Raw genomic sequence first — 25,144 nt, 5'->3', positions numbered from 1 at the left:
GATTCGCGCAATCCCGATTCATATCAAAATTCCAATTTTTTCTATTATTTATACTGTGTCGCATTCTTGATACCGGACAATCTCATGTCAGTAAGTTCTTTTAACCGACGCTGGGCGGCGGTGATCCTTGAAGCCCTGACGCGCCATGGCGTCAGGCACGTGTGTATTGCACCGGGTTCGCGCTCAACGCCGCTGACGCTGGCGGCTGCCGAAAACCGGGCGTTAATTCACCACACCCACTTTGATGAACGCGGCCTCGGGCATCTTGCGCTGGGTCTGGCGAAAGTCAGCAAAGAACCTGTGGCGGTGATCGTCACCTCCGGTACCGCCGTGGCGAACCTCTATCCGGCCCTGATTGAAGCCGGGTTAACGGGTGAAAGACTGATCTTACTGACGGCCGATCGTCCCCCTGAGCTTATCGACTGCGGCGCCAATCAGGCCATTCGCCAGCCGGGACTCTTTTCTTCGCATCCTTCGCAGACGATTTCGTTACCGCGTCCCACCCAGGATATTCCGGCAAGCTGGCTGGTCTCCACCGTCGATCACGCCATGGAGACGATGCGCAGCGGGGCGTTGCATATCAACTGCCCGTTTGCCGAGCCGCTGTACGGCGAGCTGGACGACACGGGTCTTGACTGGCAGCAGTCCCTCGGCGACTGGTGGCAGAGTGAAAAACCGTGGCTGCGCGAGCAGATGCATCTTGAGAGCGCGAAACAGCGCGACTGGTTCTTCTGGCGGCAGAAGCGCGGCGTGGTGATTGCCGGGCGCATGAGCGCCGCTGAAGGCAAACTGGTTGCCGAATGGGCGCAAACCCTTGGCTGGCCGCTGATTGGCGACGTGCTTTCGCAGACCGGTCAGCCGCTGCCGTGCGCCGATCTCTGGCTGGGTAACGCGAAAGCGGTCACCGAGCTTGCGCAGGCGCAGATTGTGGTCCAGCTTGGATCGAGTTTAACCGGCAAACGGTTACTGCAGTGGCAGGCCACCTGCACGCCGGAAGAGTACTGGCTGGTGGATTCGCTGGAAGGACGGCTTGACCCGGCGCACCACCGCGGCCGTCGTCTGGTCAGCAGCATCGACGCCTGGCTGACGCTTCATCCGGCTGAAAAACGCAAGCCCTGGGCGGTGGCTATACCGGACCTTTCGCGCCAGGCGTGGGAACTGACCAAAGCGCACTGCGACGCGTTTAGCGAGGCCGGGCTGGCGCACCGCATTCGTCAGTACCTGCCTGAACAGGGGCAGCTGTTTGTCGGCAATAGCCTGGTGGTGCGCCTGATTGACGCTTTTTCGAAGCTGCCCGCGGGCTACTCGGTGTACAGTAACCGCGGCGCCAGCGGCATCGACGGGCTGATCTCGACGGCGGCGGGCGTGCAGCGCGCCAGCGCGAAATCGACGCTGGCGATCGTGGGCGATCTCTCCGCGCTCTACGATCTCAACGCGCTGGCGCTGCTGCGTCAGGCGTCAGCCCCGTTTGTGCTGATTGTGGTCAACAACAACGGCGGGCAGATTTTCTCCCTGTTGCCAACGCCCCAGAGCGAGCGCGAGCGCTTCTATCTGATGCCGCAGAATGTGCAGTTCGAACACGCCGCGGCGATGTTTAGCCTGAAATACCATCGCCCGGAAAGCTGGGAACAGCTGGAGGCGGCGTTAAGCAGCGCCTGGAAACAGCCGGGCGCGACGCTGATTGAGCTGGTGGTGAACGAGGCTGACGGTGCGCAGGCCCTGCAAAGCCTGCTGGCGCAGGTGAGCCAGCTGTGATCCTCTCTGGCGTGCGGCAGGCTGGCAAACCCGGCTATCCCTGGCTGATCTTTTTGCACGGTTTTTCTGGAGATTGCCGCGAGTGGCAGAGGGTCGGTGAAGGGCTCGACGATTATCCCCGGCTCTATCTGGATCTGCCGGGTCACGGTGGATCCCGGAATCTGGGCGTGACGGGGTTTGACGAGATGAGCACGTTGCTCACTCAAACTCTGCTTAGTTACAACATACTTAAATTCTGGCTCATCGGGTACTCCCTCGGCGGCCGCATTGCGATGTTCCATGCCTGCCAGCAGCCGAAGGGGCTGCTCGGGGTGATTGTTGAAGGTGGGCATCCGGGCCTGCAGGATGCCGAGGCGCGAAGTGCGCGGCTGGCGTCCGACCGCCGCTGGGCAACGCGTTTTCGCACCGAACCGCTGGAGAAGGTGTTCGCTGACTGGTACCAACAGCCCGTGTTCGCCTCCCTCACGGACGCCCAGCGCGAGGCGCTGATTACCCTGCGCAGCCAGAACAGCGGCGCGACGCTGGCGATGATGCTCGAGGCGACCTCGCTGGCCGTGCAGCCAGATTTGCGTGCCGCGCTTAGCGCACGTGATTTCTCTTTTGACTATCTCTATGGCGAACGGGATGAGAAGTTCGCGGCCCTTGCCGCGGAAGTGAACGCCGTTCGCCATGCCATTCCAGACGCCGGACACAATGCCCACCGGGAAAACCCCGATGCGGTTATCGCGAGTCTGGCTCAGATACTGTGTTATCGAATAAAGGACACTCTATGATCTACCCTGATGAAAACATGCTTTACGCCCCGGTTGAATGGCAGGACTGCTCCGAAGGCTACACCGACATTCGTTACCACAAATCCACCGACGGCATTGCCAAAATCACCATCAATCGTCCGCAGGTGCGTAACGCCTTCCGTCCGCTGACCGTGAAAGAGATGATTCAGGCCCTGGCGGATGCGCGCTACGACGACAACATCGGCGTGATTGTCCTGACCGGCGAAGGCGATAAGGCGTTCTGCTCCGGCGGCGATCAGAAAGTGCGCGGCGACTACGGCGGATACCAGGACGATGCGGGTACCCACCACCTGAACGTCCTCGATTTCCAGCGCCAGATCCGCACCTGTCCAAAACCGGTGGTGGCGATGGTGGCGGGCTACTCCATCGGCGGTGGTCACGTGCTGCACATGATGTGCGATCTGACCATTGCTGCCGAGAACGCCATCTTCGGCCAGACCGGCCCGAAAGTGGGCTCCTTCGACGGCGGCTGGGGTGCCTCCTATATGGCGCGCATCGTCGGGCAGAAAAAAGCCCGCGAAATTTGGTTCCTTTGCCGTCAGTACAACGCCCAGGAAGCGCTGGATATGGGCCTGGTGAATACCGTGGTGCCGCTTGCCGATCTCGAAAAAGAGACCGTGCGCTGGTGCCGCGAAATGCTGCAAAACAGCCCAATGGCGCTGCGCTGCCTGAAAGCGGCACTCAATGCCGACTGTGACGGTCAGGCGGGTCTGCAGGAGCTGGCGGGTAACGCCACCATGCTGTTCTACATGACCGAAGAGGGTCAGGAAGGGCGCAACGCGTTTAACGAAAAACGCCAGCCGGACTTCAGCAAATACAAACGGAATCCGTAATGCGTCGCGCGCAGGTTTACCGCTGGCAGATACCGATGGACGCGGGCGTGGTGCTGCGTGAACGGCGGTTAAAAACCCGTGACGGTTTCTTCGTGCATCTGCAGCAGGACGAGCGGGAAGGCTGGGGCGAGATTTCGCCTCTGCCGGGCTTTAGCCTGGAGTCGCTGGATGACGCGCAGTCAGCATTGCTGGCGTGGGCAGACGCGTGGCGTGAGGGCGCGGATCCGGCGCTGCCGGACGTACCTTCCGCGGCTTTTGGCATCAGCTGCGCGCTGGCGGAGCTGGACGACAGCCTGCCTGAAGAGGCTAACTACCGCGCGGCACCGCTCTGTACGGGCGATCCTGACGAGCTGTTCGCGCTGCTCTCCGCCATGCCGGGCGAGAAAGTGGCGAAAATTAAAGTCGGTCTCTACGAAGCGGTGCGCGACGGCATGGTCGCTAACCTGCTGCTGGAGGCGATCCCCGACCTTCATCTGCGTCTGGATGCTAACCGCGCCTGGACGCCGCTCAAGGCGCAGCAGTTTGCAAAGTACGTCAACCCGGCGTACCGCCGCCGCATTGCCTTCCTGGAAGAGCCGTGCAAAACCCGCGATGACTCGCGCGCGTTTGCCCGCGAAACGGGGATTGCCATCGCCTGGGATGAAAGCCTGCGTGAGGACGATTTTGAATTTATCGCCGAGCCCGGCGTCAGCGCGGTGGTGATTAAGCCGACGCTGACCGGCAGCCTGGCGAAGGTGCGCGAGCAGGTCGCGGCGGCGCACGCCTCGGGGCTGACGGCGGTCATCAGCTCGTCGATTGAGTCCAGCCTTGGGCTGACCCAGCTGGCGCGCATTGCCGCCTGGCTAACGCCGGATACGATCCCCGGCCTCGACACGCTGAACCTGATGCAGGCCCAGCTTATCCGCACGTGGCCGGACAGCGCGCTGCCGTGCCTCGACGTCACGGCGCTGGAGCCGTTGTTATGAGTTTTACCGACTGGCCGTGGCGGCACTGGCGCGCGCAGTTTGCTGATAAACCGGCCCTGAAGCTGAACGACGAGGTGCTCAGCTGGCAACAGCTGTGCGCCCGCGTCGACCGCCTTGCGGCAGAGTTTCATCTGCAGGGCGTGGAGGAGGGCGACGGCGTTCTGCTGCTGGCCCATAACCACCCGCAAACTCTGCTTGCGTGGCTGGCCCTGCTCCAGTGCGGGGCGCGTATCCTTCCCGTTAATCCGCAGCTGCCGCGCCCGCTGCTGGACGTGTTGCTTCCCCAGATGACGCTGCGCTTTGCGCTGGTGCTGGATGGTCTCTACGACGGTCTTCCAGCCCTGAACATGCGCGAGCGCGCGGGTGAATATCGCGCCGCGTGGCAGCCTGCGCGGCTGGCGTCCATGACGCTGACCTCCGGCTCTACCGGTCTGCCGAAAGCGACGGTGCATACCTGCGAGGCCCATCTGGCCAGCGCGCGCGGCGTGCTGGCGCTGATGCCCTACGGCGAAGACGACGACTGGCTGCTTTCGCTGCCGCTGTTTCACGTTTCCGGCCAGGGGATTTTATGGCGCTGGCTGCTGGCCGGCGCACGGTTAACCGTGCGCGAGAAACAGCCTCTGGAGCAGGCGCTGTGCGACTGTACCCACGCCTCGCTGGTGCCGACCCAGCTCTGGCGTCTGCTTAATACCCGTCAGCCTGTCACACTGAAAGCGGTGCTGCTGGGCGGTGCCGCCATCCCTGTGGAATTGACGCAGCAGGCGCGCGAGCAGGGAATTCGCACCTTCTGCGGCTACGGCCTGACCGAGTTTGCCTCTACCGTCTGCGCAAAAGCGGCGGACGGCGAGCCGGACGTAGGCTATGCGCTGCCGGGCAGAGAGGTGCAGGTAGTTAACGGTGAGGTCTGGATCCGGGCAGAGAGTATGGCCTCAGGCTACTGGCGGGACGGCGAATTGGTTCCGCTGACCAACGCGCAGGGATGGTTCGCCACCCGCGATCGCGGTGAATGGCATGACGGCCGCCTGACGATCCTCGGCCGCATGGACAACCTCTTTTTTAGCGGCGGAGAAGGGATCCAGCCGGAGAGCCTTGAGCGTGTTATCGCCCGCCATCCGCAGATTAACCAGGTGTTTATCGTCCCGCTGGACGACGCCGAGTTTGGACAGCGTCCGGTGGCGGTGGTGGAGTGCGAGCCGGGAACGGATATCAGCTGTTTACCTGACTGGGTCAGGGATAAGGTGGCGCGTTTTGAGCAACCCGTCCGCTGGCTGCTGTTGCCGACCGAACTCAAAAATGGCGGCATTAAAGTCTCGCGCCGCGCGTTGCAGCAGTGGGTGAACGCCTCGCTGAAGGGATAATAGCCGTTTCAAATAATTACAATCTACTGACCTGCCGCACGCAGAGTGCTTGATCCCCGGGAGACTCCGGTTAAAATCTCGCGGTTTTGGGACTTCTTTATAATAATTGTGCGGGATCACGACAATGAAAAAAGTGGCATTAGTGGGCTTCGGCCTGATGGTTGTATCTGCGGCGGCTAACGCCATCAGCATTAACGGCTCGGCGGGTCAGGATTATACCCACCTGGGCTTTGGCATGGGTACCGAGACTTCCGGTCTGGCGATGACCGGCGGCTGGACGCATAACGATGACGACGGCGACGCGGCGAGCCTCGGCCTGGGTCTGAACGTTCCTCTTGGCCCGTTCCTGGCCACCGTCGGCGGTAAAGGTATCTATACCAACCCAAATGACGGTGACGAAGGGTACGCGGCGGCAGTGGGCGGCGGCCTGCAGTGGAAAATTGGCGACAGCTTCGGCCTGTTTGGTGAGTACTACTATTCGCCGGACTCCCTCTCAAGCGGTATCGAAAGCTATGAAGAGGCCAACGCCGGCGCACGCTGGACCATCATGCGTCCGATTACCATCGAAGCGGGCTATCGCTATCTGAACCTGGCCGGCAAAGACGGCAACCGCGACAACGCGCTGGCCGACGGCCCGTACGTGGGCGTCAGCGCAGGCTTCTAATCACTCCGGCGCGGCGTTCTGTCGCGCCAGTTTCTCTCTTCTCCACCCCGCGTTTGCGCTATAGTGTTTTGACCAAATAAGCGGGAGAACATAATGATTAACGTGGAGATGTTATCCACCGGCGACGAAGTGCTGCATGGACAAATTATTGATACCAATGCTGCCTGGCTTGCCGATCTTTTCTTTGAGCAAGGATTACCGTTAACGCGCCGCAATACGGTGGGCGACAATCTTGAGTCGCTGGTCGCTATTCTGCGCGAGCGCAGCGAACACTGCGACGTGCTGATTGTGAATGGCGGACTCGGCCCCACCGGTGACGATCTCAGCGCGCTGGCCGCCGCGACCGCAAAAGGCGAAGGGCTGGTGCTGCACGAGGCGTGGCTTTCGCAGATGGAGCGCTTTTTCTCCGAACGTGGCCGCGTCATGGCCCCCAGCAACCGCAAACAGGCTGAAATTCCCGCCAGCGCCGAGCTGGTCGATAACCCGGTGGGTACCGCGTGCGGGTTTGCCATGCAGCTGAACCGCTGCCTGATGTTCTTTACGCCGGGCGTGCCCTCAGAATTTAAAGTGATGGTCGAGCAACAGATCCTGCCGCGCCTTCGCGATCGTTTTACCCTGCCTGAACCGCCGCTGTGCCTGCGTCTGACCACCTTTGGCCGCTCGGAAAGCGATCTGGCCCAGAGCCTTGACCCTCTCCCGCTGCCGCCGGGCGTCTCCATGGGCTACCGCTCCTCCATGCCGATTATTGAACTCAAACTGACAGGCCCGGCCGAGCAGAAAGAGGCGATGCTGGCCCTGTGGCCCGAGGTGCAGCGCGTGGCGGGCGAAAGCCTGATCTTTGAAGGGACGGAAGGGCTGCCCGCGCAGATTGCGACGCATCTGCAGTCGCGTCAGCTGAGCGTGACCTTAAGCGAGCAGTTCACCGGTGGCCTGCTGGCGCTGCAGCTGTCGCGCGTCAACGCGCCGCTGCTGGCCAGCGAAGTGGTGCCTTTCCAGCAGGAGACCCTGGCGCAAACCGCCCGCTGGGCTTCCGAGAGAAGGGTGAAGCATTTTGCCGGTCTGGCGCTGTTCGTCGGGGGGCTGGACGAGGAATACCTTAACTTCGCGCTGGCGACGCCGGAAGGCACCTGGGCCCTGCGGGTAAAAATGAGTATCACCCGCCACAGCCTGGCGGTGCGTCAGGAGGTTTGCGCTATGATGGCGCTGAACATGCTGCGCCGCTGGCTGAATGGCAAAGAGGTTGCCAGCGAGCACGGCTGGATTAACGTGGTTGAGTCGCTGTTCGTGGAGTAACGCCTGTGCCGGGGCCTTTTGCCCCGGCCATATTCAGCCCAGCGCCTTCGCCAGCAGGGTGATAGGATGTTCGCAGCGCTTGCTGGTGGACATCTCAATCTGCCACTTGCAGGTCTCGCAGTCCGTTACCACGATATCCGCGCCGCTCTCTTCAATCTGACGGAACAGCGGAGCGCCAATCGCCTGCGACGTTTCGTAGTTTTCACGCTTAAAGCCGTAGGTTCCCGCAATCCCGCAGCAGCGCGAGTCCAGCACCGTCAGCTCCAGCCCCGGGATTAACCGCAGCAGCTCCAGCGTATAGAGCGACCAGCCCATCTTCTCCATATGACACGGCGTGTGGTACACCACTTTCAGCGGCAATTTCCCCAGCGGCAACGTCTGCCCGCTGTCCAGCTTGCGCCACAGGAAGCGTGTTGCCAGCTCGATGTGCTCTCGCAGGCCGGTGTTATCTACGTCCAGCAGATGCGGATACTCATCGCGCAGGGTGAAGGTACAGGTGGACGAGGTCGCCAGCACCGGTATGCCTTTATCAACAATCGCTTCGCGCAGTGATGTGACATTGCTCTGAGCCTGCCTGCGCGCTTTATCGGTAAACCCGTTGGCGATCAGCGGTACGCCGCAGCACTTCTCCTTGCTAAGCAGCTGTACGCCGGTTCCCATGGCGTTCAGCACCTTCAGCAGATCTTTACCCAACTGCGGGTGGTTGTAGTTCACATAGCAGCCGTGGAAAAAGGCCACCTGCTCGGCGTACTGCGCCTGCTCCGCCGCCACGGATTTATACCAGCGGCGGAAGGTGCCGTGAGAATATTTCGGCAGGCTGCGGTGATGGTCTATTTTCAGCGTGGCATCCAGCAGCTGGCGCACCGGTTTGAGGGCGGTCGCGGCATTCACCAGCGGGGCAAACGGCGTAGAGACGCTGCCCATCAGATCGGTGTGGCTCAGAATAGCGTCACGCAGCGTCGGCTTTTGCGTGCTGTAGCGCGCCCGGGCGCGCTGGATGATATCGCCGATTTTCACATCCGACGGGCAGGCGACTTCGCAGCGTTTGCAGTTGATGCAGTATTTCAGCGCCTCGTCGTACAGCTTGCCGTCCTTCAGACGCAGACGCTCGCCGTCCGGTCCGGCCTGCTTTGGCCCGGGATAGCGTGGGTTCACGCCGCTCACCGGGCAGACGGTGGTACACAGCGTGCATTTAATGCAGCTTTCAAAACGGGTGTCGTTCATTGTTCAGCCTCCGTGCGCTGGCTAATCTGCTCTGCCACATACAGCGCCGTGACGGCGCAGACTCCGCCACCGCATCCCTGGGCAATGGGATCGTACCCGCCCAGCAGCGAGCCGATGGCAAAGAGATTACTGACGGGCTTACCGGAAAGTTGCGGATGCAGCTGGCTATCGACAATCACGCCGAACTGCTGCCAGGGCTGCGGCGAGAAGAAATCGCTCTGATACCAGTCCGCGCGGGAGGCTCGCTGACGAACATCCAGCCCCATGATGGCTTCCCGGATGCCCTCCCGGCTGCTCAGCAGCCCGTTGCTGAAGAAACTGCCGCTTGCCAGCACCGTATAGCGGGCACGAAGCGGAATATCGTCGTGGTTGCGCGTCCAGATTTCGCTCACCGCGCCGTCGGTCAGGGTGATTTTTTTCACCTCATCACCCGCCATCCACACGCCGCCCTGCGCGACAAACTGGCGCTGGAGCTGGGTATGCAGGCGAATGCCGGGTACGGAAGGGGGCAGGGTTGGCAGCAGGCCGAGCGTGCAGGGCAGACGATCCGAGAGCCAGCGCCAGAGCCGGTTGTCGCGTAAACCGAAGCAGGCGGGCATCAGCAGGGCATCACAGCTATCGCTGAGCGGTCTGAGCGCGTCATACAGCAGCGGCCATTTGTCCTCGTTATCCAGAAAACGGGCGATATTCACCGCGCGAAACTCGCTCGGGTTGTCGCGCAGGACATCAAGCTCAGGCAGCTCTATCTCTGCCGTTTCGGCATTGACGCCCTGGCGACAGAGCGACGCGGCCGCGAGATGGGGCTGAAAATCCAGAAAGCCGCTAATGCCCACGACCCGGACGCGTGCGGCATTGAAGGGAGCAACGGGCACTTCTTCCGGGCTGAGCCAGGCAGAGCGCAGGGTGCCGAGCGGCGTGACGCGCTGGTGATTGAGCCGGGCGCTTCCCCTCAGACGCGCGCCGCAGTCCGCCAGCAGCGCTTCGGTCTCCAGCGCAAAGCGGTCAATATGCTGGGCGCCAATCAGGTGATACGGGTGCTCCGGCGGCAGCTTGTCGCGGTACGCTTCGTCCACCAGATCCAGAGAGCCCGACGAGAAGTGCAGGGCGCTCTGGCCCCGGGTGATAATGGCGCAGCGAAGACCCTGCTTCGAGAGCTTGATGCCGCAGAGCAGGCCTGCCAGCCCGCCGCCGACGATTACGGTATCAAATTTCATCGCGTTGCTCCTTCTCAAGACCGCAAAGCCCCTGGTAGACCCAGCGGGTAAATTCGCTTTCGCGCAGGGCATCGCCCCAGGCGACAGGCTGAATGCCTTTCCAGCGCTCGTTTAAAAACGCGCTGAGCTGATCGAGCGACTGGGTGGCGGTGGTGGTATGAAAACGCTGCAGCAGCCCGGCGGCACGACAGGCGCACAGCTCGCCCTGACAGGTACCCATTCCCACGCGGGTGCGGCGACGAAGATCGAGCAGGCTTGTGACCGTCAGGTTCTCCACCGCGTACTGCACCTCACCGGCGGTGACGGCTTCGCACTCGCACACCAGGCTGCGGCTCAGGCGTCCTTCACCGAGCCACTGCGGCGTTCTGTCGCCGTGGCGGTAAATCGCGGACCCGCGCAGCGGCGCGGGCAGGGAGATAATTTTTTGCAGCGTTTTTTCGGTGGACTGCCGCGAGCCGGGCAGGGGTTGTTCTGCCGTCACGCATGTTTCGGTATTCCCCAGCTTGCGGCAGACGGCATCGGTCGCCCACTCGGCCATCAGGCGGTAGGTCATCAGCTTGCCGCCGGTGATGGTGATAAACCCGTCCATGCCGTCGCGCTCGGCGTGATCGAGCAGCACGATTCCCCGGCTGACGTTACGTCCGCTCGGGTCGTTGTCGCTGGCAACCAGCGGACGCACGCCCGCGTAGGCGCGCAGAATACGCGTCTGCGCCATCACCGGGGCCAGTTTTTCCCCTTCCCGCAGCAGGATATCCACCTCTTCAGCGGTGACGCGGTTGTAATCAATCTCGCTGTAATTCACGTGGGTTGAGGTGGTACCGATTAACGAAATGGTGTCGCCCGGCACCAGGATATCGGCATCGGACGGCTTGCGGCAGCGGTTAATCACGTGATTATTAATGCGGTGGTCGAGGATCAGCAGCGAGCCTTTTGCCGGGAACATGCGCACCGACAGGTCCGCGTATTCCGCGATGCGCTGCCCCCAGATCCCCGCCGCGTTGACCACCACGGCGGCATACAGCTCGCTGTGTTCGTTGTACTGCGTATCAAGGATCCGCACGCCGCAGATGCGGTGACCTTCGCGGATAAGGCCGGTCACTTCGTGTCCGGTCAGAATGTTCGCGCCATGCTCGCGGGCGTCCAGCATATTGGCGGCCGTCAGGCGGAAGGGGTCAACGGTGCCGTCAGGCACTTTCACCGCGCCGATAAGCGCCGGGTTAACCGACGGTTCCAGCCGCCGCGCCAGCACCGGGTCCATGGCCTCAGCCTGAATGCCCGCCGCAGTGCAGGCGGTAATAAAGGTGTCCTGAAAGGCGAGATCATCTTCGGGAAGAGTAATAAAGAGGCCGTTGGTTGGCTCAATGCAGTGGCGGGCGATACGCTTGAGGATCTGGTTTTCAGCAATACATTCGCGTGCGGACTCACCGTCGGTAACCGCATACCGCGCTCCGCTGTGCAGCAGGCCGTGGTTACGCCCGGTTGCGCCCGTGGCGATATCGTGGCGCTCCAGCAGCGTAACGCTTAAGCCGCGAAGGGCGCAGTCGCGTGCGATCCCGGCGCCGGTTGCGCCACCGCCAATGATTATCACATCGCTGTAGCGAGGATCGTGAATGGTCATTGTTTACCCTCTATGTTCGTTTTTTTATCATTTAGCCATATCAATAGTGTGGTTTGTTTGATTTCGAACATAAACGCGCGAAATTCGAAAATGGAACGTGATTTCATGCGCTTTTTTGCGCATTCTGTCATATTTCTGTAACAATCTGTGCGTTGATTCACAGTAACAATCACCGTGATTTCTTAACATCCCCGCCTCTGGAATTCAGGTGCGAGCCACCTGCCCATTCAATTCAAGGCCACGGAGGCTGTTATGCTCAGTATCTTCAAACCTGCGCCGCACAGGGCGCGTCTGCCAGAGGCAGAAATTGATCCGCTATACCGCCGTCTGCGCTGGCAAATTTTCCTGGGAATTTTCTTCGGGTACGCGGCGTACTACCTTGTACGTAAAAACTTCGCGCTCGCCATGCCGTATCTGGTGGAGCAGGGCTTCTCCCGCGGCGATCTGGGGTTCGCGCTGTCGGGGATCTCAATCGCCTACGGTTTTTCCAAATTCATCATGGGTTCCGTGTCGGATCGCTCGAATCCGCGCGTGTTCCTGCCCGCCGGCCTGATCCTGGCGGCCGCGGTCATGCTGTTCATGGGCTTTGTGCCGTGGGCGACGTCCAGTATTGCGATTATGTTCGTGCTGCTGTTCCTCTGCGGCTGGTTCCAGGGGATGGGGTGGCCGCCGTGCGGACGTACCATGGTGCACTGGTGGTCGCAGAAGGAACGCGGCGGCATCGTGTCGGTGTGGAACTGCGCGCATAACGTGGGCGGCGGTATTCCGCCGCTGCTGTTCCTGCTGGGGATGGCCTGGTTCAACGACTGGCACGCGGCGCTCTATATGCCTGCCTTTGGCGCCATTCTGGTGGCGATTATTGCCTTCGCCCTGATGCGCGATACGCCGCAGTCCTGCGGCCTGCCGCCGATTGAAGAGTACAAAAACGATTATCCGGATGATTACAGCAAGGAGCACGAAGAAGAGCTGACCGCCAAACAGATCTTCATGAAGTACGTGCTGCCGAACAAGCTGCTGTGGTATATCGCGGTGGCAAACGTGTTCGTTTACCTGCTGCGCTACGGCATCCTCGACTGGTCGCCAACCTACCTGAAAGAGGTGAAGCACTTCGCGCTGGATAAATCGTCTTGGGCCTATTTCCTGTATGAATATGCCGGGATCCCGGGCACGCTGCTTTGCGGCTGGATGTCGGACAAGGTGTTTAAAGGCAACCGCGGGGCGACGGGAGTGTTCTTTATGACCCTGGTCACCATCGCGACCGTCGTTTACTGGCTCAACCCGCCGGGTAACCCATCAGTAGACATGGCCTGCATGATTGTTATCGGCTTCCTGATTTACGGTCCGGTGATGCTGATCGGCCTGCACGCGCTGGAGCTGGCGCCGAAAAAAGCGGCGGGCACGGCGGCAGGCTTTACCGGTCTGTTCGGCTACCTGGGCGGTTCGGTCGCGGCGAGCGCTATCGTGGGCTACACCGTTGACTTCTTCGGCTGGGACGGCGGCTTTATGGTGATGATCGGCGGCAGCGTGCTGGCGGTACTGCTGCTCATGGTGGTCATGATCGGTGAGAAACGTCACCACGCGGAAGTGCTGGCGCGTCGTCAATAAGGAGCATTGCGATGAAATTATCTTACGTAACAACCGGCCTGCTGCTGGCGGGCCTGATGACAGGCTCCGCGCTGGCGGCGGATAAAATCGTTATCGCCCACCGCGGCGCCAGCGGCTATCTGCCGGAGCATACGCTCCCGGCGAAAGCGATGGCCTATGCCCAGGGCGCGGATTATCTGGAGCAGGATCTGGTGATGACCAAGGACGACCAGCTGGTCGTACTGCATGACCACTACCTGGACCGCGTGACGGACGTGGCGGAGCGTTTCCCGGACCGCGCGCGAAAAGATGGCCGCTACTATGCCATTGATTTCACCCTGGCGGAGATCCGTTCCCTGAAGTTTACCGAAGGCTTCGAGATCGAAAACGGCAAGAAGGTGCAGGTCTATCCGGGACGTTTCCCGATGGGCAAATCTGACTTCCGGATCCATACCTTCCAGGAAGAGATTGAGTTTGTTCAGGGGCTGAACCACTCAACCGGTAAAAATATCGGCATCTACCCGGAGATCAAAGCGCCGTGGTTCCACCATCAGGAAGGCAAAGACATTGCCGCGAAGACGCTGGAGGTAATGAAACAGTACGGCTACACCAGCAAGAAGGACAAAGTCTACCTGCAGTGTTTTGACGCCGCCGAGCTGAAGCGCATCAAAACCGAGCTGGAGCCGAAGATGGGGATGAACCTCAATCTGGTGCAGCTGATTGCCTATACCGACTGGAATGAAACCCAGGAGAAGCAGCCGGACGGCAAGTGGGTGAACTATAACTACGACTGGATGTTTAAGCCGGGCGCGATGAAGCAGATTGCGCAGTACGCCGACGGCATCGGGCCGGATTACCACATGCTGGTGGCGGAAGGCTCAGCGCCGGGCCACGTGAAGCTGACGGCGATGGTGAAAGAGGCGCACGCCAGCAGGATGCAGGTACATCCGTATACCGTGCGTGCAGACCAGCTGCCGCCGTATGCCACGGACGTGAATCAGCTTTATGAGGTGTTGTATAACCAGGCGGGCGTGGACGGACTGTTTACGGATTTCCCGGATAAAGCGGTCGAATTCATTCACCGGAAGTAGGTTTGGCAGGTCGGGTAAGGCGAAGCCGCCACCCGACAATCTGGCTCTGCGGCCTGATGCCCTCACCCTAACCCTCTCCCACCGGGAGAGGGGATAAGGACAACATCACATCTCGATCTCTATATCGCCTTTTGCCCGGCAGCAGCAGGGCAAAATTTCCCCTTCGTTGATAAAGGCCAGCGGCTCGGTCAGCCAGTCCACCTGGCCGGCGACCAGGCGGCATCGGCAGGAGCCACAGTAGCCGGAACGACACTGGTACTCTACTTCTACCTGATGCGCCTCAAGCGCCACCAGCAGAGAAGGGTGCTCCTCCCGACACAGCACCTCAGTGCCGGAAAGACTTAACGTGACGCGTGACATCAGAGCTGGAAGTTGCTCAGGTCGTCGGTGTTGACTTCAGAATCAATCTGACCGACCAGATAAGAGCTGACTTCCACTTCCTGCGGCGCAACCTGCACGTTATCGGACACCAGCCAGGTGTTGATCCACGGAATCGGGTTAGAGCGCGTCTGGAACGGCAGATCGAGACCGACGGCCTGCATGCGGATGTTGGTGATGTACTCAACGTACTGGCACAGGATGTCTTTGTTCAGGCCGATCATGGAGCCGTCGCGGAACAGGTAGTCTGCCCACTCTTTCTCCTGCTGAGCCGCCAGCACGAACAGGTCGTAGCACTCCTGCTTGCACTCTTCGGCGATTTCCGCCATCTCCGGATCGTCCGTACCGCTGCGCAGCAGGTTCAGCATGTGCTGGGTACCGGTCAGGTGCAGGGCTTCATCGCGGGCGATCAGACGGATGATTTTGGCGTTGCCTTCCATCAGCTTGCGCTCGGCAAAGGCGAAGGAGCAGGCGAAGCTCACGTAGAAGCGGATCGCTTCCAGCGCGTTGACGCTCATCAGGCACAGGTACAGCTGTTTTTTCAGCGCGCGCAGGTTCACGGTGATGGTTTTACCGTTCACGTTGTGCGTACCTTCGCCCAGCAGATGCCAGTAGCTGGTCATCTCGATCAGCTCGTCGTAGTAATGGGCAATGCCTTCCGCGCGCTTCTGGATCTGCTCGTTGGTGACGATATCGTCAAACACCACCGCCGGATCGTTCACGATGTTGCGGATGATGTGGGTGTAAGAGCGGGAGTGGATAGTCTCGGAGAACGCCCAGGTTTCCACCCAGGTTTCCAGCTCCGGAATGGAGATCAGCGGCAGCAGCGCCACGTTCGGGCTACGACCCTGAATGGAGTCCAGCAGCGTCTGGTACTTCAGGTTGCTGATGAAGATATGTTTTTCGTGATCCGGCAGCGACTGGTAATCAATACGGTCGCGGGAGACGTCCACTTCTTCCGGGCGCCAGAAGAAGGAGAGTTGCTTTTCAATCAGCTTTTCGAAGATGTCATATTTTTGCTGATCGTAGCGTGCCACGTTGACCGGCTGGCCGAAGAACATCGGCTCTTTGAGCTGGTCGTTTTTCGTCTGTGAAAAGGTGGTATATGCCATGAGTGTGTCCTGTCTTACGAAATAAAGGCGGGGATATCCCCGCCCTTCATTAGATCTTACATGCGCCGCTTTCGCAGCCATCGTCCTGAATTGACGGTACCATGTCGTCCTGCGCGTCTTCCGCACCGTCACGGGTGTTGTGATAGTACAGGGTTTTCACGCCAAATTTGTAGGCGGTGAGCAGGTCTTTCAGCAATTGCTGCATCGGTACCTTGCCGGACGGGAAGCGCGTCGGGTCATAGTTGGTATTGGCAGAGATCGACTGGTCGATAAACTTCTGCATGATACCCACCAGCTGCAGGTAGCCGTCGTTGTTTGGCATTTCCCACAGCAGCTCGTAGTTGTTGCCCAGCGTTTCGTAGTCCGGTACCACCTGACGCAGCACGCCGTCTTTCGACGCTTTGATGCTGACGTGGCCGCGCGGCGGTTCAATACCGTTGGTGGCGTTAGAGATCTGCGAAGAGGTCTCGGACGGCATCAGGGCAGAGAGCGTAGAGTTACGCAAGCCGTGGGTCTTGATGGACTCGCGCAGGCCTTCCCAGTCGAGATGCAGCGGCTCGCTGACGATCGCATCCAGGTCTTTCTTGTAGGTGTCTATTGGCAGAATGCCTTTCGCGTAGGTGGTTTCGTTGAACCACGGGCACGCGCCTTGCTCTTTCGCCAGCTCGTTAGAGGCTTTCATCAGGTAGTACTGAATCGCTTCGAACGTCTGGTGCGTCAGATTATTAGCGCTGCCGTCGGAGTAACGCTTGCCGTTTTTCGCCAGCCAGTAGGCGAAGTTGATCACGCCGATACCCAGGGTACGGCGGCCCATCGCACCGCGTTTAGCGGCCGGGATTGGGTAATCCTGGTAGTCCAGCAGGGCGTCGAGCGCGCGAACCGCCAGCACGGCCAGCTCTTCCAGCTCGTCCAGGCTCTTAATCGCGCCCAGGTTGAACGCGGACAGCGTACACAGCGCGATTTCGCCGTTTTCGTCGTTCACGTCTTCCAGCGGTTTGGTCGGCAGGGCGATCTCCAGGCACAGGTTAGACTGGCGCACTGGCGCAACTACTGGATCAAACGGGCTGTGGGTGTTGCAGTGGTCCACGTTCTGGATGTAGATACGGCCGGTAGAGGCACGTTCCTGCATCATCAGAGAGAACAGGTCTACCGCCTTCACGCGCTGCTTGCGGATGCTGTCGTCTTTTTCGTATTTGGTGTACAGACGTTCGAACTCGTCCTGATCGGCAAAGAACGCGTCGTACAGGCCCGGAACGTCGGACGGGCTGAACAGCGTAATGTCTTCGCCTTTCAGCAGACGGGTGTACATCAGCTTGTTGATCTGCACGCCGTAGTCCATGTGACGCACGCGGTTGCCTTCCACGCCGCGGTTGTTTTTCAGGACCAGCAGGCTTTCCACTTCCAGGTGCCACATCGGGTAGAACAGGGTCGCAGCACCGCCGCGCACGCCGCCCTGAGAGCAGGATTTTACGGCCGTCTGGAAGTGTTTATAGAACGGGATACAGCCGGTGTGGAACGCTTCACCGCCGCGAATCGGGCTGCCCAGCGCACGGATGCGACCGGCGTTGATGCCGATACCGGCACGCTGGGAGACGTATTTCACGATGGCGCTGGAGGTGGCGTTGATGGAATCCAGGCTGTCCCCACACTCGATCAGTACGCAGGAGCTGAACTGACGGGTTGGAGTACGCACGCCAGACATGATTGGCGTCGGCAGAGAAATCTTGAACGTGGATACCGCATCGTAGAAACGCTTCACGTATTCCAGACGGGTGTCACGCGGGTAGTTAGAGAACAGGCAGGCGGCCACCAGAATATAGAGGAACTGGGCGCTTTCGTAGATCTCACCGGTTACACGGTTCTGAACCAGGTATTTGCCTTCGAGCTGCTTCACCGCCGCGTAGGAGAAGTTCATGTCGCGCCAGTGATCGATAAACCCGTTCATCTGCTCGAACTCTTCTTCCGTATAGTCTTCCAGCAGATGCGTGTCGTATTTGCCCAGCTCAACCATTTTCACCACGTGATCGTAAAGCTTCGGCGGCTCAAACTGACCGTAGGCTTTTTTACGCAGGTGGAAAATCGCCAGACGTGCAGCGAGGTACTGATAATCCGGTGCTTCGCGGGAGATGAGGTCTGCCGCTGCTTTAATGATCGTTTCGTGGATATCAGACGTTTTGATGCCGTCGTAGAACTGAATGTGAGAACGCAGTTCAACCTGGGAGATAGATACGTTGTTCAGTCCTTCTGCTGCCCAGTCGAGAACTCGATGGATTTTGTCCAGATTGATACGCTCGGTAGTACCGTCGCGCTTTGTCACCAGCAGACTCTGATTCATGTGGGTTTTACCTGTCCGTGAAATAAAAAATATCCCCCGTTTATCCACAGATCCGTCTTGTGACTAACTCTGTGGATAAATACTACATGTAGGGGGTTTGCGATAAGAAAAACGCTATATGGTGAGTATTCTAGTATCGAATCTTTTCAGCACAAGGGTTGATTTTGGCGTTAAATTGAGGTTGTGAAAGGGTAAAAAAGGCTAAGTCCTCGTACCGTAAGGCCTGGAAGACATGTCAATAATTAAGAAAAAAAATTCAAAATTTGATCGAGTGCTGATTTCTTCAACGGGAGGTCAGAATTGCGCAACATGATGTCGCGCAATCTTTATAAGAATAACGAATGACGTTAGTCGTTTTTGGCGGTTGTGTGCAACATATAGTTAACATCAACGCCCGGTGCGAGTTTGAATTTATTGGTTAGCGGATTGTAGTGCAGGCCGGTGATGTGCTGCTCTTTGAGCCACGTCTGGTCAACCCAGCTTAACAGCTCCGCAGGCTTGATGAATTTCTTCACGTCGTGCGTCCCTTTCGGCACCATGCGCAGTACATACTCCGCGCCAACGACGGCCATCAGCCAGGCTTTACCGTTACGGTTGATGGTTGAGAAGAAGACCTGGCCGCCCGGCTTCACCAGTTTTGCACAGGCATGTACCACCGACTGCGGATCGGGTACGTGCTCCAGCATCTCCATGCAGGTCACCACATCGTACTGATGGGCGTGTTTTGCCGCGTGCTCTTCCACGGTTTCCTGCACGTATTCCACCTGTATGCCGGACTCCAGCGCGTGAAGGCGGGCAACCTGGAGCGGTTCAAAGCCCATATCCAGGCCCGTAACATTCGCCCCTTCGCGCGCCATGCTCTCAGCCAGGATGCCGCCGCCGCAGCCGACGTCGAGCACTTTCTTACCGAACAGACCGCCGGAACGCTCCGCGATATAGCCCAGACGCAGCGGGTTAATGCGATGCAGCGGTTTGAACTCACCTTCGAGATCCCACCAGCGGGACGCCACCGCTTCAAATTTGGCAATCTCTTCGTGGTCAACGTTGTGAGCCACCGGGGATTTTTCGGCATTCATGGGCGCTTTTACTCCTTATTTAGCAAGACAAAGGAGTATATCAGGCAATCCCCGTGAATAAAGCGTATAGGTTTACCTCAATCACCTCGGCTGTGTTATAATTTGCGACCTTTGAATCCGGGATACAGTAGAGGGATAGCGGTTAGATGAGCGACCTTGCGAGAGAAATTACACCGGTTAACATCGAGGAAGAGCTGAAGAGCTCCTATCTGGACTATGCGATGTCGGTCATTGTTGGCCGTGCGCTGCCGGACGTCCGCGATGGCCTTAAGCCGGTACACCGTCGCGTACTATACGCCATGAACGTATTGGGCAATGACTGGAATAAAGCCTATAAAAAATCTGCCCGCGTCGTCGGTGACGTCATCGGTAAATATCACCCGCATGGTGATACCGCCGTTTATAACACCATCGTTCGTATGGCGCAGCCATTCTCCTTGCGTTACATGCTGGTAGATGGTCAGGGTAACTTTGGTTCAGTCGACGGCGACTCCGCTGCGGCGATGCGTTATACGGAAATCCGTATGTCGAAAATCGCTCATGAGCTGATGGCCGACCTGGAAAAAGAGACCGTTGATTTCGTCGATAACTACGACGGCACCGAGCGCATCCCAGATGTGATGCCAACCAAGATCCCGAACCTGTTGGTTAACGGTTCCTCCGGTATCGCGGTCGGTATGGCAACCAACATTCCGCCGCACAATATCACCGAGGTGATCAACGGCTGCCTGGCCTATATCGACGATGAAGACATCAGCATTGAAGGGCTGATGGAACACATTCCGGGCCCGGACTTCCCAACGGCGGCGATCATCAACGGTCGTCGCGGTATTGAAGAAGCGTACCGCACCGGCCGCGGCAAGATTTACATCCGTGCCCGCGCCGAAGTGGAAGCGGACACTAAAACCGGCCGTGAGACCATCATTGTTCACGAGATCCCGTATCAGGTGAACAAAGCGCGTCTGATTGAAAAAATCGCCGAGCTGGTAAAAGAAAAACGTGTTGAAGGCATCAGCGCGCTGCGTGACGAGTCTGACAAAGACGGTATGCGCATCGTGATTGAGATCAAACGCGACGCGGTGGGTGAGGTTGTGCTGAACAACCTGTACTCCCAGACTCAGCTTCAGGTCTCCTTCGGTATCAACATGGTTGCGCTGCACCATGGTCAGCCGAAGATCATGAACCTGAAAGAGATCCTGAGCGCGTTCGTGCGTCACCGCCGTGAAGTGGTGACCCGTCGTACCATCTTCGAACTGCGCAAAGCGCGCGACCGTGCGCACATCCTTGAAGCGCTGGCGGTTGCGCTGGCCAACATCGACCCGATCATCGAACTGATCCGTCGTGCGCCAACCCCGGCGGAAGCGAAAGCAGCCCTGGTTTCCCGTCCGTGGGATCTGGGTAACGTTGCCGCGATGCTGGAACGTGCGGGCGATGACGCAGCGCGTCCAGAGTGGCTGGAACCTGAATTCGGCGTGCGTGACGGTCAGTATTACCTGACTGAACAGCAGGCTCAGGCGATTCTGGATCTGCGTCTGCAGAAACTGACCGGCCTTGAGCACGAAAAACTGCTCGACGAATACAAAGAGCTGCTGGAACAGATTGCTGAACTGCTGCATATCCTGGGCAGCGCAGAGCGTCTGATGGAAGTGATCCGTGAAGAGCTGGAGCTGGTCCGCGATCAGTTCGGCGATGCGCGCCGCACCGAAATCACCGCGAACAGCTCTGATATCAACATTGAAGATCTGATCAACCGCGAAGACGTGGTGGTCACCCTGTCTCACCAGGGCTATGTGAAGTATCAGCCGCTGACCGACTACGAAGCACAGCGTCGTGGCGGTAAAGGCAAGTCTGCAGCGCGTATTAAAGAAGAAGACTTCATTGACCGCCTGCTGGTGGCGAACACCCATGACACGATCCTCTGCTTCTCCAGCCGCGGTCGTCTGTACTGGATGAAAGTTTATCAGCTGCCGGAAGCGAGCCGCGGCGCGCGTGGCCGTCCAATCGTCAACCTGCTGCCGCTGGAAGCGAACGAACGTATCACCGCCATCCTGCCGGTACGCGAGTACGAAGAGGGCGTGAACGTCTTTATGGCGACCGCCAGCGGTACCGTGAAGAAAACCGCGCTGACCGAGTTCAGCCGCCCACGTTCCGCCGGGATCATCGCGGTGAACCTGAACGAAGGCGACGAGCTGATCGGTGTGGATCTGACCTCCGGTTCTGATGAAGTGATGCTGTTCTCTGCGGCCGGTAAAGTGGTGCGCTTTAAAGAGAACGCCGTCCGTGCAATGGGTCGTACCGCTACGGGCGTTCGTGGTATCAAACTGGCTGGCGAAGACAGCGTTGTTTCTCTGATTATTCCGCGCGGTGAAGGGGCTATCCTGACCGTGACGCAGAATGGTTACGGTAAACGTACGGCGGAAGGGGAATACCCAACCAAGTCTCGCGGCACGCAGGGCGTTATCTCTATCAAAGTGACCGAGCGCAACGGTTCCGTTGTGGGCGCGGTGCAGGTAGACGATGCCGACCAGATCATGATGATCACTGATGCCGGTACGCTGGTGCGTACCCGCGTGTCTGAGATCAGCGTGGTGGGGCGTAACACCCAGGGCGTGATTCTCATCCGTACAGCGGAAGATGAAAACGTGGTGGGTCTGCAGCGCGTTGCTGAGCCGGTGGATGACGAAGAGCTCGATTCCATCGACGGTAGCGTTGCGGAAGGCGATGATGATATCGCGCCGGAAGCCGACACCGACGATGACGTAGCGGATGACGCTGACGAGTAATGTCTCCTGATGCAAAAAAGGGCCGGATTCCGGCCCTTTTCTTTTGCACAAGCAGATAAGTCAACGTTGCGACCAGGCGCGTTTACCGCTACCTTAACCACATTCTTTTGACCCCGACGGCGGAGCCTCGCCCCCTTGAAATACCTCGTCTCCTTTCGTACTACGCTGAAAGTTTCTCGCTATCTGTTTCGGGCGCTGGCGCTCTTGCTCTGGCTGCTGGTGGCCTTGTTCTCGGTGTTTTACATCGTTAACGCGCTGCACCAGAAAGAAGCGGAGATCCGCCAGGAGTTTAACTTAAGCTCCGACCAGGCCCAGCGCTACATTCAGCGAACGTCTGACGTGATGAAGGAGCTGAAGTATATTGCCGAAAATCGTCTGACGGCGGAAAACGGCATCCTTGCGCTTCGCGGGCGGAATGACAATACCGAAGTCCCGGACTTCCAGCCGCTGTTCCCGGACTCCGATTGCTCCACCATGAGCAATACCTGGCGCGGGTCGCTGGAATCCCTTGCCTGGTTTATGCGCTACTGGCGCGACAATTTCTCCGCCGCCTATGACCTGAACCGCGTATTCCTGATTGGCAGTGAAAATCTCTGCATGGCTGACTTTGGCCTGCGCGACGTGCCCGTTGAGCGTGACGATGCGCTGAAAAGCCTGCATGAACGTATTGTGAAATACCGCAATGCGCCGCAGGACGAGCGCGGGAATAACATCTTCTGGGTTAGCCAGGGCCCGCGCCCGGGCGTGGGCTATTTCTACGCCCTGACGCCGGTGTATCTGGGCAATCGCCTGCAGGCGCTGCTGGGGATTGAGCAGACCATTCGTATGGAAAACTTTTTCACCCCGGGCAGCCTGCCTATGGGGGTGACCATTCTGGATGAAAACGGTCATCAGCTGATCTCACTCGCCGGGCCGGATAACCGGTTAAACGTCGAACCGCACTGGATGCAGGAGCGGTCGTGGTTTGGCTATACCTCCGGCTTCCGCGAACTGGTGCTGAAGAAGAGCCTGCCGCCTTCGTCGCTGAGCATTGTCTACTCGGTGCCAGTGGACATGGTGCTTGAGCGGATACGCATTCTCATCATGAATGCCATTCTGCTGAACCTGATCGCGGGTGGTGCGCTGTTCACCCTGGCGCGCATGTATGAGCGGAAAATCTTTATTCCGGCCGAAAGCGACGCCCAGCGGCTGGAGGAACACGAGCAGTTTAACCGGAAGATTGTCGCGTCGGCGCCGGTGGGGATCTGCATTCTGCGTACCCAGGACGGAACCAACATCCTGAGTAACGAGCTGGCGCATAACTACCTGAACATGCTGACGCACGAAGACCGCCAGAGGCTGACGCAAATTATCTGCGGTCAGCAGGTTAACTTTGTCGACGTGCTCACCAGCACGCACACCAACCTGCAGATCAGCTTTGTGCATTCCCGCTATCGCAATGAAAACGTGGCGATTTGCGTGCTGGTGGATGTCTCCGCGCGCGTGAAGATGGAAGAGTCGCTGCAGGAGATGGCCCAGGCGGCGGAGCAGGCCAGCCAGTCGAAATCCATGTTCCTTGCCACCGTCAGCCACGAGCTGCGAACGCCGCTGTACGGGATCATCGGTAACCTCGACCTGCTGCAGACCAAAGAGTTGCCGAAAGGGGTCGACAGGCTGGTGACGGCGATGAACAACTCCTCCAGCCTGCTGCTGAAAATCATCAGCGATATTCTCGATTTCTCTAAAATTGAGTCTGAGCAGCTGAAAATCGAACCGCGGGAGTTCTCGCCGCGCGAGGTGATGAACCACATCAGCGCCAACTATCTGCCGCTGGTGGTGCGTAAACAGCTGGGGCTCTACTGCTTTATTGAACCTGACGTGCCGCTGACGCTGCACGGCGATCCGATGCGCCTGCAGCAGGTCATCTCAAACCTGCTCAGCAACGCCATCAAATTCACCGACGTTGGCTGTATCGTGTTGCACGTCTGCCGGGCGGGGGATTACCTGAGCATTCGCGTGCGCGACACGGGCGTCGGCATCCCGGCGAAGGAAGTGGTCCGCCTGTTCGACCCGTTCTTCCAGGTCGGGACCGGCGTGCAGCGTAACTTCCAGGGCACCGGACTGGGGCTGGCGATTTGTGAGAAGCTCGTCAGCATGATGGACGGTGATATTTCCGTGGATACCGAGCCCGGCATGGGCAGCCAGTTCACCATCCGTATTCCGCTCTATTCGGCGCAGTATCCGGCAAAAGCGACGGTGGACGGGCTGAGCGACAAGCGCTGCTGGCTGGCGGTGCATAACGCCTCGCTGAATGATTACCTGACGGCGCTGCTTGCCCACAGTGGAGTCAGGGTGTGTCTCTATGAAGGTCAAACGCCGGACGTGGACGATGTGCTGATCGCCGACGAGATGCCGGAGCAACCGTGGCAGGGGAGAGGGTCGGTGCTCTTCTGCCGTCGCCACATCGGCATTCCTGTCGAGCGTGCGCCCGGGGAATGGGTGCACAGTGTTGCAACGCCGCACGAGCTGTTGAGCCTGCTGGCGCGCATCTACAAAGTGGAGCTGGAAGAGCGTGACGGCGCGGGCGGATTGCCGTCACCGGAGTCTCTGGCGTCGGTAAATGACGATATGATGATTCTGGTGGTGGATGACCATCCGATTAACCGTCGCCTGCTGGCTGACCAGCTGGGATCGCTGGGCTACCAGTGCAAAACCGCCAATGACGGCGTGGATGCGCTGAATGTGCTGAGTAAAAATCATATTGATATCGTGCTTAGCGACGTCAACATGCCAAACATGGACGGCTACCGTCTGACGCAGCGCATCCGACAGCTGGGCCTGACGCTGCCGGTGGTGGGCGTAACGGCGAACGCGCTGGCGGAAGAGAAACAGCGTTGTCTGGAGTCAGGCATGGACAGCTGTCTGTCGAAGCCGGTGACGCTGGACGTGCTGAAGCAGACGTTGTCGATTTACGCGGATCGCGTGAGAAAAACCAGAATATAAAAAAGGCCCGTAAGGGCCTTTTCGCTTTTCAACCCTCTCACCGTGGGAGAGGGACGGGGTGAGGGCCTCAGGCCGCACACCCGTC

Annotated in this window: 18 protein-coding genes; 11 read left to right on the top strand and 7 right to left on the bottom strand. The window is 59.1% G+C overall.

The window, feature by feature from the left end:
• The first annotated feature begins 84 nt into the window (after positions 1-84).
• From menD to WM95_RS16935, 7 genes are all read left to right on the top strand, one after another.
• A complete protein-coding gene (gene menD, locus WM95_RS16965; protein WP_063409245.1) occupies positions 85-1,755 on the top strand; it encodes a 2-succinyl-5-enolpyruvyl-6-hydroxy-3-cyclohexene-1-carboxylic-acid synthase in 1,671 nt (556 codons plus the stop codon).
• Positions 1,752-2,528: a 2-succinyl-6-hydroxy-2,4-cyclohexadiene-1-carboxylate synthase gene (gene menH, locus WM95_RS16960; RefSeq protein WP_063409244.1), complete on the top strand. Its 777-nt coding sequence runs from the start codon at positions 1,752-1,754 to the stop codon at positions 2,526-2,528. Before menD ends, menH begins: the two co-directional genes overlap by 4 nt.
• Positions 2,525-3,382: a 1,4-dihydroxy-2-naphthoyl-CoA synthase gene (menB, locus tag WM95_RS16955; protein ID WP_045402731.1), complete on the top strand. Its 858-nt coding sequence runs from the start codon at positions 2,525-2,527 to the stop codon at positions 3,380-3,382. The genes menH and menB overlap by 4 nt, the downstream gene beginning before the upstream one ends.
• Positions 3,382-4,347 (top strand): o-succinylbenzoate synthase, encoded by a 966-nt coding sequence (menC, locus tag WM95_RS16950; protein WP_063409243.1) that lies wholly within the window; start codon positions 3,382-3,384, stop codon positions 4,345-4,347. The genes menB and menC overlap by 1 nt, the downstream gene beginning before the upstream one ends.
• Positions 4,344-5,705 (top strand): o-succinylbenzoate--CoA ligase, encoded by a 1,362-nt coding sequence (gene menE, locus WM95_RS16945; RefSeq protein ID WP_063409242.1) that lies wholly within the window; start codon positions 4,344-4,346, stop codon positions 5,703-5,705. The genes menC and menE overlap by 4 nt, the downstream gene beginning before the upstream one ends.
• A 124-nt stretch (positions 5,706-5,829) precedes the next feature.
• On the top strand, positions 5,830-6,369 hold the full coding sequence (locus WM95_RS16940; protein ID WP_029740927.1) for a YfaZ family outer membrane protein: 540 nt from the start codon (positions 5,830-5,832) through the stop codon (positions 6,367-6,369).
• Between the two features lie 93 nt (positions 6,370-6,462).
• Positions 6,463-7,662 (top strand): nicotinamide mononucleotide deamidase-related protein YfaY, encoded by a 1,200-nt coding sequence (locus WM95_RS16935; RefSeq protein WP_063409241.1) that lies wholly within the window; start codon positions 6,463-6,465, stop codon positions 7,660-7,662.
• Positions 7,663-7,695: 33 nt separating this feature from the next.
• Here WM95_RS16935 and glpC read toward each other — a convergent pair whose 3' ends face one another.
• From glpC to glpA, 3 genes are read right to left on the bottom strand one after another with little or no spacing between them, the layout of a single operon-like run.
• Positions 7,696-8,886 (bottom strand): anaerobic glycerol-3-phosphate dehydrogenase subunit GlpC, encoded by a 1,191-nt coding sequence (gene glpC / locus WM95_RS16930; protein ID WP_063409240.1) that lies wholly within the window; start codon positions 8,884-8,886, stop codon positions 7,696-7,698.
• Positions 8,883-10,100, bottom strand: coding sequence for a glycerol-3-phosphate dehydrogenase subunit GlpB (gene glpB, locus WM95_RS16925; RefSeq protein WP_088544890.1), 1,218 nt, complete (start codon positions 10,098-10,100; stop codon positions 8,883-8,885). Before glpB ends, glpC begins: the two co-directional genes overlap by 4 nt.
• A complete protein-coding gene (gene glpA, locus WM95_RS16920; protein ID WP_063409741.1) occupies positions 10,090-11,718 on the bottom strand; it encodes an anaerobic glycerol-3-phosphate dehydrogenase subunit A in 1,629 nt (542 codons plus the stop codon). Before glpA ends, glpB begins: the two co-directional genes overlap by 11 nt.
• A 252-nt stretch (positions 11,719-11,970) precedes the next feature.
• On the opposite strand from glpA, the gene glpT reads away from it, so the two are divergent.
• Together glpT and glpQ are read left to right on the top strand one after the other, a co-directional pair.
• Positions 11,971-13,323, top strand: a complete 1,353-nt coding sequence (gene glpT / locus WM95_RS16915) for a glycerol-3-phosphate transporter (RefSeq protein WP_088544889.1) — start codon at positions 11,971-11,973, stop codon at positions 13,321-13,323.
• An 11-nt stretch (positions 13,324-13,334) separates the two neighbouring features.
• Positions 13,335-14,393: a glycerophosphodiester phosphodiesterase gene (glpQ, locus tag WM95_RS16910; protein ID WP_063409743.1), complete on the top strand. Its 1,059-nt coding sequence runs from the start codon at positions 13,335-13,337 to the stop codon at positions 14,391-14,393.
• A gap of 105 nt (positions 14,394-14,498) precedes the next feature.
• On the opposite strand, the gene yfaE is transcribed toward glpQ, so the two are convergent.
• The 4 genes from yfaE to ubiG form a co-directional block, all read right to left on the bottom strand.
• Positions 14,499-14,753, bottom strand: a complete 255-nt coding sequence (yfaE, locus tag WM95_RS16905; RefSeq protein WP_008500234.1) for a class I ribonucleotide reductase maintenance protein YfaE — start codon at positions 14,751-14,753, stop codon at positions 14,499-14,501.
• Positions 14,753-15,883 (bottom strand): class Ia ribonucleoside-diphosphate reductase subunit beta, encoded by a 1,131-nt coding sequence (gene nrdB / locus WM95_RS16900; RefSeq protein WP_023312514.1) that lies wholly within the window; start codon positions 15,881-15,883, stop codon positions 14,753-14,755. The genes yfaE and nrdB overlap by 1 nt, the downstream gene beginning before the upstream one ends.
• Positions 15,884-15,932: 49 nt before the next feature.
• Complete coding sequence (gene nrdA, locus WM95_RS16895) at positions 15,933-18,218, bottom strand: class 1a ribonucleoside-diphosphate reductase subunit alpha (RefSeq protein WP_023312513.1); 2,286 nt, start codon at positions 18,216-18,218, stop codon at positions 15,933-15,935.
• A 347-nt stretch (positions 18,219-18,565) separates the two neighbouring features.
• A complete protein-coding gene (gene ubiG, locus WM95_RS16890; protein ID WP_023312512.1) occupies positions 18,566-19,294 on the bottom strand; it encodes a bifunctional 2-polyprenyl-6-hydroxyphenol methylase/3-demethylubiquinol 3-O-methyltransferase UbiG in 729 nt (242 codons plus the stop codon).
• Between the two features lie 146 nt (positions 19,295-19,440).
• On the opposite strand from ubiG, the gene gyrA reads away from it, so the two are divergent.
• Both gyrA and rcsC read left to right on the top strand, forming a co-directional pair.
• Complete coding sequence (gene gyrA, locus WM95_RS16885; protein ID WP_088544888.1) at positions 19,441-22,077, top strand: DNA topoisomerase (ATP-hydrolyzing) subunit A; 2,637 nt, start codon at positions 19,441-19,443, stop codon at positions 22,075-22,077.
• A 135-nt stretch (positions 22,078-22,212) separates the two neighbouring features.
• Positions 22,213-25,059 carry a two-component system sensor histidine kinase RcsC gene (gene rcsC / locus WM95_RS16880; RefSeq protein WP_047174147.1) on the top strand — a complete coding sequence of 949 codons (2,847 nt, stop codon included), beginning with the start codon at positions 22,213-22,215 and terminating at the stop codon, positions 25,057-25,059.
• Positions 25,060-25,144 lie beyond the last annotated feature (85 nt).

This window comes from Enterobacter cloacae complex sp. ECNIH7, from assembly GCF_002208095.1.
In the GTDB taxonomy this organism is placed as follows: domain Bacteria; phylum Pseudomonadota; class Gammaproteobacteria; order Enterobacterales; family Enterobacteriaceae; genus Enterobacter; species Enterobacter cloacae_M.
Note: the sequence above shows the minus strand (reverse complement) of the source record. Positions and strands in the feature narration are given on the sequence as shown.

What these genes read in the sequence shown, in the direction of transcription:
- menD (WP_063409245.1), top strand. Translation starts at nt 85, where the DNA reads ATGTCAGTAAGTTCTTTTAACCGACGCTGGGCGGCGGTGATCCTTGAA.
- menB (WP_045402731.1), top strand. Translation starts at nt 2,525, where the DNA reads ATGATCTACCCTGATGAAAACATGCTTTACGCCCCGGTTGAATGGCAG.
- menC (WP_063409243.1), top strand. Translation starts at nt 3,382, where the DNA reads ATGCGTCGCGCGCAGGTTTACCGCTGGCAGATACCGATGGACGCGGGC.
- menE (WP_063409242.1), top strand. Translation starts at nt 4,344, where the DNA reads ATGAGTTTTACCGACTGGCCGTGGCGGCACTGGCGCGCGCAGTTTGCT.
- WM95_RS16940 (WP_029740927.1), top strand. Translation starts at nt 5,830, where the DNA reads ATGAAAAAAGTGGCATTAGTGGGCTTCGGCCTGATGGTTGTATCTGCG.
- WM95_RS16935 (WP_063409241.1), top strand. Translation starts at nt 6,463, where the DNA reads ATGATTAACGTGGAGATGTTATCCACCGGCGACGAAGTGCTGCATGGA.
- glpC (WP_063409240.1), bottom strand. Translation starts at nt 8,886, where the DNA reads ATGAACGACACCCGTTTTGAAAGCTGCATTAAATGCACGCTGTGTACC.
- glpB (WP_088544890.1), bottom strand. Translation starts at nt 10,100, where the DNA reads ATGAAATTTGATACCGTAATCGTCGGCGGCGGGCTGGCAGGCCTGCTC.
- glpA (WP_063409741.1), bottom strand. Translation starts at nt 11,718, where the DNA reads ATGACCATTCACGATCCTCGCTACAGCGATGTGATAATCATTGGCGGT.
- glpT (WP_088544889.1), top strand. Translation starts at nt 11,971, where the DNA reads ATGCTCAGTATCTTCAAACCTGCGCCGCACAGGGCGCGTCTGCCAGAG.
- glpQ (WP_063409743.1), top strand. Translation starts at nt 13,335, where the DNA reads ATGAAATTATCTTACGTAACAACCGGCCTGCTGCTGGCGGGCCTGATG.
- yfaE (WP_008500234.1), bottom strand. Translation starts at nt 14,753, where the DNA reads ATGTCACGCGTCACGTTAAGTCTTTCCGGCACTGAGGTGCTGTGTCGG.
- nrdB (WP_023312514.1), bottom strand. Translation starts at nt 15,883, where the DNA reads ATGGCATATACCACCTTTTCACAGACGAAAAACGACCAGCTCAAAGAG.
- nrdA (WP_023312513.1), bottom strand. Translation starts at nt 18,218, where the DNA reads ATGAATCAGAGTCTGCTGGTGACAAAGCGCGACGGTACTACCGAGCGT.
- ubiG (WP_023312512.1), bottom strand. Translation starts at nt 19,294, where the DNA reads ATGAATGCCGAAAAATCCCCGGTGGCTCACAACGTTGACCACGAAGAG.
- gyrA (WP_088544888.1), top strand. Translation starts at nt 19,441, where the DNA reads ATGAGCGACCTTGCGAGAGAAATTACACCGGTTAACATCGAGGAAGAG.